Genomic DNA, 15,430 nt, shown 5'->3' with positions numbered 1-15,430 from the left:
CGGGGAGGTCAGCGCACCGGGAAGTCGGTGGCCGCGGTCAGGGCGGTGAACTCGTCGAGCCGGACGCCGACGGTGAGCGTCCAGGTGCCGGCGCCGGGGATGGTGAGGCCGTCACCGACGTAGTGGCCGGGCCCGGCGGGCTCCAGGTCGACGTCGAGGGGGCCGATCTGCTGGCTGCGCTCGGTGAGCGTCACGCGGATCTCGGCCGGCTGGGTGAGCCGTCCGGACTCGTCGAAGAGGTACACGTGCAGCGCGTTCTCGCCGGGCCGCGCCGGATCCACCGAGACCTGCACGCTCCCCGGCGCGGTCCCCGCACTGCCCTGCAACGGCAGGACGACGTCCACCGGGCGGGCCAGCGCTGTGCGGGCCGGCGGGGTGGCGACGAGGACGGCCGTCAGCGCCAGGACGACGGCGGCCAGTACGCCCTCCACCACCAGCGTCCGGCGCAGCGACGGGAGGTGCGCGGCGGCGCCCTCCGCCTGGGCGCGGTCCCGCTCCGCCGCGGCCGCGAGCTCCTCGGGCGCGGGCTCGGCGCGCTCGACCGGGGCCGTCGCGGAGAAGGCGTGCACGGGGATCGTCCGGTGCCGGCGGGGCCGGCGGACGCCCAGGCGCTGCTGCACCCAGACCCGGGAGACCCCGGCGGCGGCGAGCAGCACCACCACGACCAGGAGCTTGGCCACGAGCAGCCGGCCGTAGGTGGTCTCGACCAGCGCCGTCGGGGAGCCGACCTCCCGCACCGACTGCACGATGCCCGACACCACCAGCGCGACCACCGCCGCGAAGGCCAGGCGGGAGAACGCGGGGAGGGCGGCGACGCCCGCGCCGGGCGCCGTGCCCGGTCGCAGCGCCACGAGCAGCATCCCGGCCAGGCCGCCGAGCCAGACGGCCATCGCGGCCACGTGCACCGCCGCGACGAGCACCGCCAGCCCCGGCCACGGCCCGGCCACCGGGTGCCCCACGGCCGCGGTAGCCAGCACCAGCCCCGCGGCCAGGCCACCGGCCACGGCGAGCCGGCCGCGCCCGGGCGGCCCACCCTGCCGCCAGACGGGGCGCAGCACCACGAGGAGGGCCACCGCCAGGACCGCGCGCGCCAGCGCCGCCCAGCCGGCGCCCGAACCCGCGGTCGCGACGAGCAGGGCCGGATCGGCGAGCGCGCCCAGCCCGGTGCCGGCGGCGTACGGCCCCTGGAGGAGGAAGGTGGCCAGCGCTGCCACGGCCACCGCGATCGTCGCCGTGACGGCGAGCCGCCGCAGCCGCGGGGACGCCCAGCCGCCGGGCCAGCAGACCGCCGCCAGCACCGGGACACCGATCGCCAGGGACGATCCCGCGAAGCCGAGCCAGCGGAACGCCGGCAGGAGGATCCCGACCACCGGATCGGTGCCGTCGAGCTCACCGCCGTCGGCGGCCGGCAGCTCGCCGTCGCCCACCACGAAGGAGAACGCGCCCGAGACGGGGTGGGAGTCGGCCGAGATGACCCGGTAGGTGACGAGGTAGCCGCCGTCGGGCAGTCCGCTGCGCAGCGGGATGGTCAGGACCTCCCCGTCGACGGAGGCCGAGCCGGCGTCCACCCGTTCCTGGCCGGCCCCCAGCACCCGCGCGTACCCGGCTCCCAGGGAGACGGCCTCGCTGAACCGGAGCGTCACCTCGTCGGGGACGGCCTCCAGCCGGGCGCCCTCCCCCGGCTCGGTGGCGACGAGCGTGGCGTGCGCCGCGGCCGGGCCGGCCGTCAGCACCCCGGCGCCCAGCCATGCCGTGAGCAGCAGGGCGAGCAGGGCTCCGGTCCGCCTCACGCGGTCACGGACCGGTCGGCGACGGCCGCCGGCAGACCGCGCCGGCGTCCCCGCCAGGCCGTCGTCGCCACCAGCAGGACACCGGCGAGGAGCAGCAGGTGCCCCGCGGCGCGGTCGGCGTGCACGTGCCCGGCGTCGAGGTCGGCGAGCGTCACCGGGAGGAGGAGGGCCACGAAGGAGCCGAGGAACGGCAGCGCCCCACTCGCGAGCCGGGGCGCCGCCGCCACGGCGAGGAACGCCGCGGCGACCGCCAGGTTCCAGGCGGCGGTCTCGTGGGCCAGGTGGACCGGCGCGCTCATCGAGCCCGCGCCGGAGACGAGCACCGGCCCGGCCAGCGCCGCCTGGGCGACGCCCACCGCGAGCAGCACCAGGCGCAGCGCGGTGCCGGCGATGCGGGCGCGCGCGGCCGTGCGCGCCCCGGGCAGCTCCCGGGGCAGCGCCGCCAGGACGGAGGCGGTGAGATCGGGCACCGGCGGCGCCGGTGCCAGCCGCGCGCGGCGGGTCACCTGCTCGGCCGCCGCGGCCCAGGCGGCGCAGCGCGGGCAGGCGGAGAGGTGCTCGTCGAGCTCGCGGGCGGGCATCCCCAGCGGCTCGCCGTCGAGGCGCGCGGACAGCGCCTCGCGGTAGGTCAGGCACGGCATGGTTCATTAGTCGCACCCGGACGTCGTCCGGTTCCCGACCAGGGAAGTAACGCCGATCACCTCCGAGGACATGGACGACCTGGCCCGCATCGCCGCGGACGCCGCCGACGGCGATCCGCTGGCCGCGGCCACCCTCGTGCGCGAGACGCAGTCCGACGTCTGGCGCCTGTGCGCCGCGCTGGGCGACCGTGACGCCGCCGACGACCTCACCCAGGAGACCTACCTGCGGGCGTTCGGCTCGCTGCACCGCTTCGAGGGCCGCTCCTCGGTGCGCACCTGGTTGCTGGCCATCGCGCGGCGGGTGTGCGCCGACGCCCTGCGCTCCCGGCGGCGCCGCCGGCTGACCCTCGTCCGCGAGGCCGCCGACCTGGAGCTCCTGGCGCCCGCGACGGCCGGGGAGGCCGTGGGCGACGGCGCCGCCGTCACCGACCTGCTCGGCCGGCTGGCGCCGGATCGACGGGAGGCGTTCGTGCTCACCCAGCTCCTCGGGCTCTCCTACACCGAGGCCGCCGAGGTGGCCGACTGCCCGGTGGGCACCATCCGCTCCCGGGTCGCCCGGGCCCGGGCCGACCTGGTCGCCTCCCTCGCCCGGGTGAACGGGGACACGGCGGAGGGCGACTCCGCGCACAGGTGACCGCGAGGTGAACGCGGAGTGATCGCGCAGCCACCTATGCTGCCCGACGGCCCGCGCGCCCCTCCGGCGGCCGCGGCCGTCCCCACCCCGAGACGGAGCCCCCGCGTGCCCTTCAGCCTGACGCCCAAGGACTCGAGCTTCTACCCGCTGTTCACCGCCTCGGCGCAGAACCTGGTGACGGCGACGGAGGTCCTGGGTGAGTTCGTCCACGACCACGCGCGCCGGGCGGAGCTGGCGGTCCAGCTGCGCGACCTGGAGCACGCCGGCGACCGGTCCACCCACGCGATCTTCCGGGCGCTCAACACCAGCTTCGTGACCCCGTTCGACCGCGAGGACATCTACCGGTTCGCCAGCGAGATGGACGACGTCATGGACTTCGTCGAGGCCGCCGCCGACCTGGTCATCCTCACCGGCCTGGGCACCCTGCCGGCCGAGATGAGCCAGCAGGTGTCGCTGCTGCAGCGGTGCGCGGAGACGACCGCCGAGGCGATGCCGCGGCTGAGGACGCTGCAGGACCTCTCCGACTACTGGATCGAGGTCAACCGCCTGGAGAACGAGGCCGACAAGCTCTACCGCCGGCTGCTGTCGCGGCTCTACAGCGGCGAGTACGACGCACTCGAGGTCCTCAAGCTCAAGGAGGTCGCCGACCAGCTCGAGGGGGCGGCCGACGCGTTCGAGCACGTGGCCAACGTCGTCGAGACGATCGCCGTCAAGGAGTCCTGACCGCGCATGGATGCGGCCTTCCTGGCGCTGGTGGTCATCATCCTGGTGGCGCTGGCGTTCGACTACACCAACGGCTTCCACGACGCGGCCAACGCCATCGCCGTCGCCGTCTCGACCAAGGCCCTCACCGCCCGGGCCGCGCTGACGCTGGCCGCGGTGATGAACCTCGTCGGTGCCCTGCTCTCCACCGAGGTCGCCGAGACGGTCGGTGCCGGCATCATCGAGCCCCCCGCGAACGGCCAGGGGCTCGAGATCGTCTTCGCGGCGCTCATCGGCGCCATCACCTGGAACATGATCACCTGGTGGTACGGCCTGCCGTCGTCCTCCTCGCACGCCCTGATCGGCGGCCTGGTGGGCGCGGCCCTGGCCGCCGCGCACGCGGTGCAGTGGGTCGGCGTGCTCACCAACGTGATCGTGCCGATGATCGTCTCGCCGCTGGTCGGCTTCGGCCTGGGTTACCTGTTCATGGTGGCGATCCTGTGGACCTTCCGCCGGGCGCACGTGTCGAGGGCCAACCGCGGCTTCCGGTACGCACAGATCGTCAGCGCCTCGACCATGGCGCTGGGCCACGGCATGCAGGACGCCCAGAAGACAATGGGCATCATCACCCTCGCGCTGTTCACCGCCGGCGAGATCGACACGTTCGAGGTGCCGTTCTGGGTGGTGCTCGCGGCCGCCGCCGCGATCAGTGCGGGCACCTATGCCGGCGGGTTCCGCATCATGCGGACGATGGGCCGCCGGATCATCCAGCTCACCCCGGCCGGCGGGTTCGCCGCCCAGACCGTGGCCTCCAGCGTCATGGTGACGACGGCGACGGTCTTCGCGGTGCCGATCTCCACCACCCACATCATCACGACGTCGATCATGGGCGTCGGCTCCACCCGCCGGCTGTCGGCCGTCCGGTGGGGCGTGGCCGGCAACATCGTCGCCGCCTGGGTCGTCACGCTGCCCGCCGCCGCCGCGGTGGCCGCACTGGTCTACGTCGTCACCGACCTCCTCGTCGGCTGATCCCCGGGGTTCGGCCGCAGCGGCGCCCGTCCGCCCCACGACGGGGACCGGTCCGTCCGGGACGACACGCCGTCCCACGCACTGGACGCCCGGGTGCACGGATAAGTGCACCGATCTGGTAGACATTACGGCGTGACGCGGACGACGATGCTGCTCCTGGTGAGCCGCCTGCACGTCGACCTTCTGCGCGTCTGCACCGCGGCCTGTCCGGCCTGCTGATTCCCGCGCCGTTCCGGCGCTCCCCCCGTCTCGTCCTTCCCGTTCGCCGGCTGCCCCCGCGCGCCCGCTCCCTGAGACCCGGAGTCAGTTCCCCGTGAAGACCCTCATCCTGCTCGCGCTCGCCGGCCTGGGTGCCCAGCTCGTCGACGGCAGCCTGGGCATGGCCTACGGCGTCACCTCGACGACGCTGCTGCTGGCGATCGGCACCAACCCCGCCGCAGCCTCGGCCACGATCCACCTCGCCGAGATCGGCACCACGCTGGCCTCGGGGCTGTCGCACTGGAAGTTCGGCAACGTGGACTGGAAGGTCGTCGCGAAGGTCGGCGTCCCGGGCGCGGTGGGGGCGTTCGCCGGCGCGCACTTCCTCTCCGCGCTCTCCACCGAGATCGCCGCGCCGGTCATGTCGCTGATCCTGGTTTCGCTGGGCGCGTACATCCTGGTGCGCTTCACGCTCCGGGGCATCGACCGGCGCAACATCGGCAAGCCGGTCCGCGGCCGGTTCCTCGGCCCGCTGGGCCTGGTGGCCGGCTTCGTCGACGCCACCGGCGGCGGCGGCTGGGGCCCCGTCGGCACGCCGGCGCTGCTGGCCAGCGGGCGGATGGAGCCGCGCAAGGTCATCGGCTCCATCGACACCTCCGAGTTCCTCGTGGCGCTGGCCGCCAGCCTGGGCTTCCTGGTCGCGCTCGGCTCGCAGGGGATCGACCCGATGTGGGTCGCCGGGCTGCTGGCCGGTGGGCTCGTCGCCGCCCCGATCGCCGCGTGGCTGGTGCGGCACATCCCGCCGCGGCTGCTCGGTTCGATGGTCGGCGGCGTCATCGTGCTGACCAACGTCCGCACCCTGCTCCGCAGCGAGTGGGTCGACGCGGGCACCACCACGAGCGCCGTCGTCTACACCGTGCTCGCCGCGGTCTGGGTCCTGGCCGTCGTCCACTCCTACCGCGAGTACCGCAAGGACCGGGCCGCGGAGTCCGCCGACGCCGTCGCCGCGGTGGCCGCGCGCAACGTCAGCGCGGCCGAGGAGCCGGTCCACGGGCACGAGCAGCCCGTCGGCGCCGGGCGGCCCAGCGCGCCGCGCGACTGAGAAACACCCCCGGAGCTGGGATCAGGGGACCTGATCGTGCAGCGTCCTCCCTCACCGCAGACCGTGAGGGAGGACGCTCGATGATCAGGGTCGCTGATCATCGCGTCGGCAGGAGGGTCGCCTCCAGGTCCGGCGGCAGGCCGGGCGCGAGGAGGCCGGCGGGCAGCGGCGGGCGCTCGTGCGCACGCAGCCAGGCCCAGGTGTCGGCGACCGTCTCCCGGAGCGGCTGGGTGGAGATCCCCAGATCGCGGGCACGGCTCTCGTCGACGTCCCAGGCCGTCCGGGCGAGCTCCTGCCGCAGCCACAGCGGGAGGTGCACCCACTCCTCGACGCCGGCGGCGAGCAGCCGGGCCTCGGGCACCGGGGCCCACTCCGCATCTCCCCCGGTGACGGCGCGGCAGACGTCGAGCAGGCCGCCGAGCGTCGTCAGACCGGCCGGCCCGGTGGCGTTGACCGCGCCGGTGCGGCCGGCCTCGGCCATGCCGACCAGCCACGCCGCCAGGTCGCGCGCATCCACCAGCGTGATCGGCTGCCGCGCCCCCTCGGCCGGGACGGCCACGCGCCCGCCGCGGGCGATGCGTTCCAGCCACCAGCCGAGCCGGTGGACCGGGTAGTGCGGGCCGGTGATCAGCCCCACGCGGGCGGTCAGCAGCCGGCCGTCGACTGCGGCGGCGAGCTCCCGCTCGGCGAACGCCTTGATCGGGCCGTACGCGTCCTCGTCGGTGTCCCACGTCGGTTCGCCGTCCTCGGGACCGATCGGACCCGGCGGCCAGTTCCGGTAGGCGTTGAGGCTGCTGACGAGGACGTACGCGTGCACGCCACCGAGCGCAGCGGCGGCGTTGCTGGCCGCCGCCCGCGTCTGGCAGGAGGTGTCGACGACGAGCTCCGGCGTCCACTCCCCCAGCGCACGCGCCAGGGCATCGGGATCGTCGCGGTCGCCGTGCAGAGCGCGGACTCCCTCGGGCGGCGCACCGGAGACACCGCGGGTGAAGGTGGCGACGTCGTGGCCGCGCCCGAGCGCCGCCGTGACGACGTGCCGGCCGAGGAGAGGGTGCCACCGAGCACGAGCAGCCGCATGCACCTCAGCCCAGCGCAGCCGCTCCCCCGCCGTCCAGCCGGTTCGCAGTGGGCGTAGCCGGGACCGGCTCCTAGACCGCGCGGCTCGCCGGGAGGTCGGGCACCTGCGGCAGCGGCGTGGAACGTGCGGCGGCCAGCACCATCTGCGGCGAGGGCGGCAGGCCCCTGCGGGTGCACAGCCGCAGCGCCCGCGCGCCGGTCAGCACGTCGGTCTCCGGCGGCACGACCAGGAGGTCGGCCCGGCGGTTGCCGCCGGCCCACGTCAGGCAGACCACCTGCGGGTCCATGCTGCGGAAGCCGCCCGCGCGGACGGTGCGGCCCTGCACCTCGATCTTGCGCGGGGCCGGCTCCCAGGCGTCCAGGGGGTAGGTGAACCGCTCCACGCGGACGCCCCGCCGGTCCAGCGCCGCGATGAGCTCGGGCAGCTCGGCGGCCAGGTCGCGGCTGCGCGGGAACCAGGCGCCGTCGAAGGCCGACCCCCCGGTTCCGGCGTCGGCGCGCAGGCTCACCCGGACGTCGATCCCACCACGGAACCCCTCGGGCATCGGAACCGTACGGGTGATCGTCGCCATGAGCGTTCGGCCGCCTCTCTCACTCACCATGGGCCCGGACAGAAGACCCCGACACGAACCTATGGCCCGACACGGGTGTGGCCGGTGGTGCGACGGACGGGCGCGTCGGTGCGCTCCGGCCGGTCATCACGAACCGTGACCTACCGGCCACTCCCGTCCGGTCCGCACCTCGGGACCCCGGACAGCGCTCTGCCCCCGGGTGCGCGTGCACTCGGGGGCAGAGCGTGCGGAGCGACGTCCCCGCCCGGCGGCGGGGGGAGGGACTCAGGCCGGCTTGGGCTTGCGGTTCTTGGACTTGCCGCGCTCGGTCTGGTCCAGGACCACCTTGCGGATGCGGACGGTGGCCGGGGTGACCTCGACGCACTCGTCCTCGGCGCAGAACTCCAGCGCCTGCTCCAGGTTCAGGATGCGCGGCGGGATCAGCCGCTCCAGCTCCTCGGAGGTGGACTTGCGCATGTTGGTGAGCTTCTTCTCCTTGGTGATGTTCACGTCCATGTCGTCCGGACGGGAGTTCTCACCGACGATCATGCCCTCGTAGACCTCGGTGCCCGGCTCGACCATGAGCTGGCCGCGCTCCTGCAGGGAGAACATCGAGTAGGTCGTCGCGACGCCCTGGCGGTCGGCGACCAGCGAGCCGGTCGGGCGGGCACGCATGTCGCCCAGCCACGGCTCGTAGCCCTCGAGGTTGTGGTTCAGGATGCCGGTGCCCCGGGTCTCGGTGAGGAACTCGGTGCGGAAACCGATGAGCCCGCGGGACGGGACGATGTACTCCATCCGCGCCCAGCCGGTGTCGTGGTGCACCAGGTTCTCCAGGCGCGCGCGGCGGACCGCCAGCGCCTGGGTCAGCGTGCCGACGTACTCGCCCGGGACGTCGATGGTGACGCGCTCGACCGGCTCGTGCAGCTTGCCGTCGATCTCCTTGGTCACGACGGTCGGCCGGCCGACGGTGAGCTCGAACTCCTCGCGGCGCAGCTGCTCGACGAGGATGGCCAGCGCCAGCTCACCGCGGCCCTGCATCTCCCAGGTGTCGGGGCGCTCGGTGGGCAGCATGCGCACCGAGACGTTGCCGACCAGCTCCTGGTCGAGGCGGTTCTTGATGAGGCGGGCGGTGAGCTTCTTGCCCGACTTCCCCGAGATCGGCGAGGTGTTGATGCCGATCGTGATCGAGATGGAGGGCTCGTCGACCGTCAGCGGGGGCAGCGGCCGCGGGTCGTTCGGGTCGGCGAGGGTGTCGCCGATCATGATGTCCTCGATGCCGGCGATGGCGACCAGGTCGCCGGGGCCGGCGCTCTCGGCCGGGGTGCGGGTGAGGCCCTCGGTCACGAGCAGCTCGGTGATCTTGACGTTCTTGATCGTCCCGTCGACCTTGCACCAGGCGACCTGCTGGCCGCGCTTCATCTCACCGGAGTGGATGCGCAGCAGGGCGAGGCGGCCCAGGAACGGCGACGCGTCGAGGTTGGTGACCTGCGCCCGCAGCGGCTCCTCGGCGTCGTAGGTCGGCGCCGGGATGGTGTCCAGCAGCGTCTTGACCAGGGGCGCCAGGTCGGGGCTGTCCGGGACGGTGCCGTTCTCCGGGCGGTTGAGCGAGGCCTGCCCCGTGCGGCCGTTGCAGTAGACGATCGGGAACTCGAGCGCCTCGGGGTCCAGGCCGGTGTCCTCGAGCAGCTCCATGAACAGCTCGTAGCTCTCGTCGACGACCTCTTCGATGCGGGCGTCGGCGCGGTCGGTCTTGTTGACCGCGAGGATGACCGGCATCCCCTTGGCCAGCGCCTTGCGGAGCACGAACCGGGTCTGCGGCAGCGGTCCCTCGGAGGCGTCCACGAGCAGGACGACGCCGTCGACCATCGACAGGCCGCGCTCGACCTCGCCACCGAAGTCGGCGTGGCCGGGGGTGTCGACGATGTTGACGACGACGGGGTTGCCGTCCTCGTCGGCCAGCCGGATCGCGGTGTTCTTGGCGAGGATGGTGATCCCGCGCTCGCGCTCGAGATCCATCGAGTCCATCACGCGGTCCTGCGTGGAGTCGTTGTCGGTCCCCTCGCCCTTCGACCGGCCGAGCGCGCCGGCCTGGCGGAGGAGAGCGTCGACCAGGGTGGTCTTGCCGTGGTCGACGTGGGCGACGATCGCCACGTTGCGCAGGTCGTTGCGGGTGGGCATGCGGAAGGGCACCTCAGGCAGGTCGGGGGCGCCGCGCGGACGCGCGCGGGCATCAGGTCAACAGCAACCGGAGCCGCGACCTTCCCCCCACTCTAGGTGCTCAGCGCGCGGCGACCGTCTCCCGCTGCCTGTCGACCACCCCGTAGGTGGCTCCCGCGGCGGCAACAGTGACCAGACTCACCGCGAACCAGGCCGGAAACCCCGCCCCGAGGGCCAGCACGTGGGCCAGGACGAAGGCGCCGACGTAGAGCGCGGCCAGCCCCGCGGTGACGGCCGCGCCCCGCCGTCGGGCGGCGATCCACCCGGCGCCGATGCCGCAGGCCACGAGCACCGCGCCGCCCAGCGCCCGGATGCCGGTGCCCTGCGCGATCCCGAAGCCGGCGGCCAACCCGACGGCAACCAGGAGGGAAGCGGGCACACGGGCGAGAGTGGAGGTCGACATGCGTCCCAGTGTCCCTGTCGAGGAGTCGACCGCGGCGCCGGCCGGCCGCCTGGCAGGGTCGCGGGCGTGCCCGCACGGACCCGCCTCCTGGCGCTCGATGACGCGCCCGCCCTCGCCCACCTCGTCCGCGAGGACCGGGAGTTCCAGGCGCCCTGGGAACCGGCCCGCGACGAGCGGTGGTACACCGAGGCCGGCCAGCGGGCCGACGTGCGGGCGGCCCTGGAGCGGCACGCGGCGGGGCTGTCGTTCCCCTGCGTCGTCCTGGATGAGGCGGGGGCGGTGGCCGGCCGGGTGACGCTGAACAACGTCGTCCGCGGCGCCTTCCAGTCCTGCAGCATCGGCTACTGGATCGCCTCGCCCGCCAACGGCCGGGGGCTGGCCACCGGCGCGGTCGGCGAGATGCTTCGGCGGGCGTTCGGCGACCTCGGCCTGCACCGCGTCGAGGCCGGGACGCTGCTGCACAACGCCGCTTCGCAGAAGGTCCTCGAGCGCAACGGCTTCACCCGCTACGGGCTGGCGCCGCGGTATCTGAGCATCGCCGGTCGGTGGCAGGACCACGTCCTGTTCCAGGCGCTGGACCCCGCGACGGCGTAGCCGTCCGGGCGACGCGGGAGGCCCCGGACGGCGAACCGTCCGGGGCCTCTCGTGACGCGATGGAACGGCCCCTGTGCAGGGTCCGGCGTCGAGCTTGCGAGGCACGTGGGGCAGAGGGGTCCTTTCTCAGGCGGTGCGGAGCACGGCCTCGATCTCGAGCTCGACGGTGATCTTGTCGCCGACGACGACACCGCCGCCGTCCATCGGCATGTCGATGTCGACGCCGTACTCCTTGCGGGAGATCTCGGTCCGGGCGCTGAAGCCGGCCCGCGTGCCGCCGTAGGCGTCGGGGCCGAAGCCGTTGAGCTCGAGCTCCAGGACGACGGGCTTGGTGATGCCCTTGATGGTCAGGTCGCCCTCGACGGTCCAGTCGGCGCCGTCGGTCTTCACCGCGGTGGAGCGGAAGGTCATCACGGTGTGGTTGCCGACGTCGAAGAAGTCGGCGGACTTGATGTGCGCGTCCCGCTGCTCCTGGCGGGTGTCGATCGAGTCCATGTCCACGGTGGCGGTGACGGTGGACCGCGTCGGGTCCTCGGCGGTGACGATCTCGCCGGAGAACTCGCGGAAGTAGCCGCGGACCTTGCTCACCATCATGTGGCGGACGGAGAAGCCGACGGTGGAGTGGCTGGCGTCGATGTCCCAGGTGCCGGCGAGGTAGCCGGGGATCTGGACGGTGCTGGCGGTCATGGGATCTCCCAGTGGTGGTCGAACGGGGTGGCCTTCGTCGGACGACAGCGTAGTTGAGCGTTTGACTATTCCGCCAGTATCCTGACCGCATGACCACGTCGGTGTCGCCGGACTCCCTCCCCACGGGTGAGCCCCGCTGGCTCGACCCGGAGGAACAGAAGGCATGGCGCGCCTGGCTCTACAGCGCCCAGCTGCTGCTCGACCGGCTCGACCGCGAGCTCACCCACCGCACCGGCATCTCGCACGCCTACTACGAGGTGCTCGTGGCGCTGTCGGAGACGCCCGAGCGGCAGATGCGGATGAGCGAGCTCGCCGACCGGTGCCTGAGCTCCCGGAGCCGGCTCTCCCACGCGGTGTCCCGGCTCGAGGAACGCGGCTGGGTGCGCCGGCAGGTGTGCCCCGACGACGGGCGCGGACAGCTCGCTGTCCTCACCGACGAGGGTTTCGCCGCCCTGGAGGGCGCGGCACCCATCCACGTCGAAGGCGTCCGGCGAGAGCTGTTCGACCAGCTCTCGCCCGAGCAGGTGGCCGCCATGCGCGATCTCGGCGACACCCTGCTGCGGCACCTCGACCCGACCCGGGTGCCCTGACACCCGTCCGGCACGGGGCGTCGACCGCGCGGGTCAGCCCGTGACGTCGTCCGGGGGCGCGGGCCAGCGCGGCACTCCGGCGACGGCGCCGTCGGGCAGCCGCGCGGGGAAGCGCGGCGGCCGCTTCTCCAGGAACGCCGCGACCCCCTCGGCCGGGTCGGGCCCCTCCCCCAGCTCCACCAGCGCCCGGGACTCCGCCCGGTGGGCGTCCCACGGCGAGGGGGCCCCGAGCATCGACCACAGCAGCTGGCGGGCGGCGGCCACGGCGACCCCGCTGGTGTTCGCGACGATCTCCCCGGCCAGCGCGTAGGCAGCCGGCAGCAGCTCCGCGTCGGGCACCACCCGGGAGACCAGCCGGCCGCGCAGCGCCTCGGCCGCGTCGAACACCCGACCCGTCGCCACCCACTCCATCGCCTGGCTGATGCCGACCACCCGCGGCAGGAACCACGACGACGCGGCCTCCGGCACGATCCCCACCCGGCCGAAGACGAACCCGAACCGGGCCGACTCCGCGGCGATCCGGATGTCCATGGGGAGGGTGAGCGTCGCGCCGATGCCGACCGCCGGCCCGTTGACCGCGGCGATCACCGGCTTGCGCAGCGCGGCGAACGGCAGTGACGCCACCCCGCCGGCGTCCCGCGGGAGGCCGGCGATGTCCTGGCTGAGCGGCCCCGGGGGCCGGGTGCGCGTGCGCCGGTCGCCGAACGTGTCCGGCCCTCCGCCGAGGTCGGCGCCGGCGCAGAAGGCCCGGCCGGCGCCGGTCACCACGACCACGCGGACGTCGTCGTCGGCGTCCGCGGCGGCCGCCACCGCCGCCAGCTCGTCGGCCATGGTCAGGGTGAAGGTGTTGAGCCGGTCGGGCCGGTGCAGCGTCACCGTCGCGACGCCCTCGGCCACCTCGTAGCGGAGCTCGGTCAGCTCGCTCGTGTCGGTCCGCGTCGACACCGGTCAGCCCAGTGCGCCGGCGACCGCGAGGCGGGCGACCGTGTCGAGGTGCTCGGCCTCGTCGCCGAGCAGCAGCCGGTCGACCTTGGCCCGCCGCCAGTAGAGGTGCGCGTCGTGCTCCCAGGTGAAGCCGATGCCGCCGTGCACCTGGATCAGCGTCCCGGCCGCCCGCTCGAAGGCGCCCGCCGCGTACGCCTTCGCGGCCGACGACGCCAGCGGGAGCTCGGCGGGAGCGCAGTCGGCGGCCCAGGCGGCCCACCAGACCAGCGACCTCAGCTGGTCCACGCCGGCCCAGGCGTCGACGAGCATGTGCTTGACCGCCTGGTAGGAGCCGATCCGTCGGCCGAACGCCTCCCGCTCCTGCGCATAGGCGATGCCCAGCTCCACCGCGCGGTCGGCACCACCGAGGTCCTCGGCCGCCAGCACGACCGCGGCCACCTGCCGGGCGCGGGCCCACAGCTCCTGCGCATCCGGCGCGAGCACCCGGCGGGAGGTGAGCCGCACCGAGGCCAGGCCCCGGGTGGCGTCCAGCGGCCGGCCCGGGACGACCTCCCCCTCGCCGACCACGAGGTCGCCGCCGTCCAGCCCGAGGAACAGCGTCGCGTCCGCGGCGTCGATCGAGGGCGCCGAGCCGTCCACCGGCCCGTCGAGGACGGCGAAGGCGGTCGACCCGTCGGCCAGCTGGGCGGCCAGCTCGGGGGCGTCGGCCAGGAGGACCGCCGCCCGGGCGGCCGTCACCAGCGACGGTGCGGCCAGCACCGCCCCGCCCTGCTCGGCGACGACGGCGAGGTCGAGGACCGACCGCCCCGCACCGCCGGCCGCCTCGGGCACGGTGATGCCGAGGAAGCCGATGTCGGCCAGCGCCTTCCGGCCCGGCTCCAGCCGGTCGCCCTCCAGGCCGGCGCGCGCGGCGGCCGGCGAGGCGCTGCCACGGAAGAAGTCGCGGGCGCCGGCGGCGATGTCGCGCTGATCGGTGTCGAGGTCGAAGTTCATCGCCGTCCTCCCGAGAACGGGTCGGTCTTGTCGCTGCGGGGCTCCGGCGGCAGCCCGAGCACCCGCTCGCCGAGGATGTTGCGCAGCACCTGGTCGGTGCCACCGGCGATGGCGATGCCGGGCAGCCACGACTGCGTGCGCTGCCAGCGGTCGTCGCCGTCGGAGGTCGAGGCGTAGACGGCGTCGTCGCCGAGCAGCCGGACGCCGGCGTCGGCGACCAGCCGCGCCGCCTCCGTCCCGGCCAGCTTGCCGGCGCTCGCCTCCGGGCCCGGGATGCCGCCCTGGCTGAGCACGGTGAGCCGCCGGTAGCCGGTGTAGCGGGCGGCGAGCGAGGCGACCACGGCCCGGCCGACCGCCTGCCGGGCCAGCACCTGGCGGTCGCCGTCGAGGGCGGGCAGCCGCTCCCGGGCGTGCTCGACGAACGCCTCGACCGGCAGGCCGATCGTGCCGCCCGCGCCGCCGATCGCGACCCGCTCGTTCATCAGCGTGGTGAGCGCGACCCGCCAGCCCTCGCCGGGCTCCCCGAGCCGCTCGCCGTCGGGGATGCGCACGTCGTCGAAGAAGACCTCGTTGAAGTCCGACTGACCGCCCATCTGGCGCAGCGGGCGGACGGTCACGCCCGGGGCGTGCATGTCGACGACGAACATCGTCAGCCCGGCGTGCTTGGGCCGGTCGGGGTCGGTGCGGGTGAGCAGGATGCCGTAGTCGGCGACGTGCGCCAGCGTCGTCCAGACCTTCTGGCCGTTGACCACCCAGTCCTCGCCGTCGCGCACCGCCGTGGTGCGCAGCGCCGCGAGGTCCGAGCCCGACGCCGGCTCGCTGAACAGCTGGCACCAGACGTCGTCGGCCCGCAGCAGCCGGGCGAGGTAGCGGTCGCGCTGGTCCTGGCTGCCGTGCGCGATGACGGTCGGCCCGCACATGCCGATGCCGATGTGGTTGATCAGCCCGGGCACGCGGGCGCGGGCCAGCTCCTGGGCGACGATCGCCTGCTGCACGAGCGTGCCGCCCTGGCCGCCGTACTCCCGGGGCCAGGTGACCCCGACCAGCCCGGCGTCGGCCAGCACCCGCTGCGTGCGCCGCATCTCCGGTTCGTGCCGGCGCGCGTCGACGCCCTCCTGCCCCGGCGCCAGGTGCAGCAGCTCACCGGCGTGCTCCTCGAGCAGGGCCCGGACCCGCGCCCGGTAGGCGGCCTCGTCGGGGCTGTCGTCGAAATCCACGGGCGGCTCCTCTCGTCGATGGTCGGACGGTGCGCAGCGTGACAGCCGTCACCCGTAACG

General features: G+C 74.5%; 16 protein-coding genes. 6 read left to right on the top strand and 10 right to left on the bottom strand.

Annotated features, from left to right (window positions below; genetic code table 11):
- Positions 1-8: 8 nt before the first annotated feature.
- Both ABDB74_RS04800 and ABDB74_RS04795 read right to left on the bottom strand, forming a co-directional pair.
- A complete protein-coding gene (locus ABDB74_RS04800) occupies positions 9-1,790 on the bottom strand; it encodes a copper resistance protein CopC (protein WP_346622165.1) in 1,782 nt (593 codons plus the stop codon).
- The gene (locus ABDB74_RS04795) at positions 1,787-2,431 is read right to left on the bottom strand and encodes a zf-HC2 domain-containing protein (protein ID WP_346622163.1); all 645 of its coding nucleotides are present in this window, start codon (positions 2,429-2,431) and stop codon (positions 1,787-1,789) included. The genes ABDB74_RS04800 and ABDB74_RS04795 overlap by 4 nt, the downstream gene beginning before the upstream one ends.
- Before the next feature lie 70 nt (positions 2,432-2,501).
- On the opposite strand from ABDB74_RS04795, the gene ABDB74_RS04790 reads away from it, so the two are divergent.
- The 4 genes from ABDB74_RS04790 to ABDB74_RS04775 all read left to right on the top strand — a co-directional run bounded on the left by ABDB74_RS04790 (position 2,502) and on the right by ABDB74_RS04775 (position 6,096).
- On the top strand, positions 2,502-3,065 hold the full coding sequence (locus ABDB74_RS04790; RefSeq protein ID WP_346622162.1) for a sigma-70 family RNA polymerase sigma factor: 564 nt from the start codon (positions 2,502-2,504) through the stop codon (positions 3,063-3,065).
- A 105-nt stretch (positions 3,066-3,170) separates the two neighbouring features.
- Complete coding sequence (locus ABDB74_RS04785; protein ID WP_346622161.1) at positions 3,171-3,788, top strand: DUF47 family protein; 618 nt, start codon at positions 3,171-3,173, stop codon at positions 3,786-3,788.
- A 6-nt stretch (positions 3,789-3,794) separates the two neighbouring features.
- Positions 3,795-4,796 (top strand): inorganic phosphate transporter, encoded by a 1,002-nt coding sequence (locus ABDB74_RS04780; RefSeq protein WP_346622159.1) that lies wholly within the window; start codon positions 3,795-3,797, stop codon positions 4,794-4,796.
- Between the two features lie 313 nt (positions 4,797-5,109).
- Positions 5,110-6,096, top strand: a complete 987-nt coding sequence (locus ABDB74_RS04775; protein ID WP_346622158.1) for a sulfite exporter TauE/SafE family protein — start codon at positions 5,110-5,112, stop codon at positions 6,094-6,096.
- Between the two features lie 97 nt (positions 6,097-6,193).
- Here the strand turns inward: ABDB74_RS04775 and ABDB74_RS04770 are convergent, their stop codons facing one another.
- The 4 genes from ABDB74_RS04770 to ABDB74_RS04755 all read right to left on the bottom strand — a co-directional run bounded on the left by ABDB74_RS04770 (position 6,194) and on the right by ABDB74_RS04755 (position 10,344).
- Complete coding sequence (locus tag ABDB74_RS04770; protein WP_346622157.1) at positions 6,194-7,177, bottom strand: NAD-dependent epimerase/dehydratase family protein; 984 nt, start codon at positions 7,175-7,177, stop codon at positions 6,194-6,196.
- 67 nt (positions 7,178-7,244) lie between these two features.
- Positions 7,245-7,718 (bottom strand): DUF5994 family protein, encoded by a 474-nt coding sequence (locus tag ABDB74_RS04765; protein WP_346622156.1) that lies wholly within the window; start codon positions 7,716-7,718, stop codon positions 7,245-7,247.
- A 291-nt stretch (positions 7,719-8,009) separates the two neighbouring features.
- Positions 8,010-9,902, bottom strand: a complete 1,893-nt coding sequence (typA, locus tag ABDB74_RS04760; RefSeq protein ID WP_346622155.1) for a translational GTPase TypA — start codon at positions 9,900-9,902, stop codon at positions 8,010-8,012.
- 100 nt (positions 9,903-10,002) lie between these two features.
- On the bottom strand, positions 10,003-10,344 hold the full coding sequence (locus ABDB74_RS04755; protein WP_346622153.1) for a hypothetical protein: 342 nt from the start codon (positions 10,342-10,344) through the stop codon (positions 10,003-10,005).
- Between the two features lie 66 nt (positions 10,345-10,410).
- Between ABDB74_RS04755 and ABDB74_RS04750 the strand changes: the two genes are divergently transcribed.
- The gene (locus ABDB74_RS04750; protein ID WP_346622152.1) at positions 10,411-10,938 is read left to right on the top strand and encodes a GNAT family N-acetyltransferase; all 528 of its coding nucleotides are present in this window, start codon (positions 10,411-10,413) and stop codon (positions 10,936-10,938) included.
- A gap of 126 nt (positions 10,939-11,064) precedes the next feature.
- Here ABDB74_RS04750 and ABDB74_RS04745 read toward each other — a convergent pair whose 3' ends face one another.
- Complete coding sequence (locus tag ABDB74_RS04745) at positions 11,065-11,625, bottom strand: YceI family protein (RefSeq protein WP_346622151.1); 561 nt, start codon at positions 11,623-11,625, stop codon at positions 11,065-11,067.
- A gap of 89 nt (positions 11,626-11,714) precedes the next feature.
- Here ABDB74_RS04745 and ABDB74_RS04740 point away from each other — a divergent pair, with 89 nt between their 5' ends.
- On the top strand, positions 11,715-12,215 hold the full coding sequence (locus tag ABDB74_RS04740; RefSeq protein WP_346622149.1) for a MarR family transcriptional regulator: 501 nt from the start codon (positions 11,715-11,717) through the stop codon (positions 12,213-12,215).
- A gap of 33 nt (positions 12,216-12,248) precedes the next feature.
- On the opposite strand, the gene ABDB74_RS04735 is transcribed toward ABDB74_RS04740, so the two are convergent.
- From ABDB74_RS04735 to ABDB74_RS04725, 3 genes are read right to left on the bottom strand one after another with little or no spacing between them, the layout of a single operon-like run.
- Entirely contained in the window at positions 12,249-13,160 is a 912-nt protein-coding gene (locus tag ABDB74_RS04735; RefSeq protein WP_346622148.1) for an enoyl-CoA hydratase-related protein, read from the bottom strand.
- 3 nt (positions 13,161-13,163) lie between these two features.
- The gene (locus tag ABDB74_RS04730) at positions 13,164-14,153 is read right to left on the bottom strand and encodes an acyl-CoA dehydrogenase family protein (protein ID WP_346622146.1); all 990 of its coding nucleotides are present in this window, start codon (positions 14,151-14,153) and stop codon (positions 13,164-13,166) included.
- Positions 14,150-15,370, bottom strand: coding sequence for an acyl-CoA dehydrogenase family protein (locus ABDB74_RS04725; protein WP_346622144.1), 1,221 nt, complete (start codon positions 15,368-15,370; stop codon positions 14,150-14,152). The genes ABDB74_RS04730 and ABDB74_RS04725 overlap by 4 nt, the downstream gene beginning before the upstream one ends.
- Positions 15,371-15,430 lie beyond the last annotated feature (60 nt).

Origin of the sequence: Blastococcus sp. HT6-4, from assembly GCF_039679125.1 — a bacterium.
GTDB lineage: Bacteria > Actinomycetota > Actinomycetes > Mycobacteriales > Geodermatophilaceae > Blastococcus > Blastococcus montanus.
Note: the sequence above shows the minus strand (reverse complement) of the source record. Positions and strands in the feature narration are given on the sequence as shown.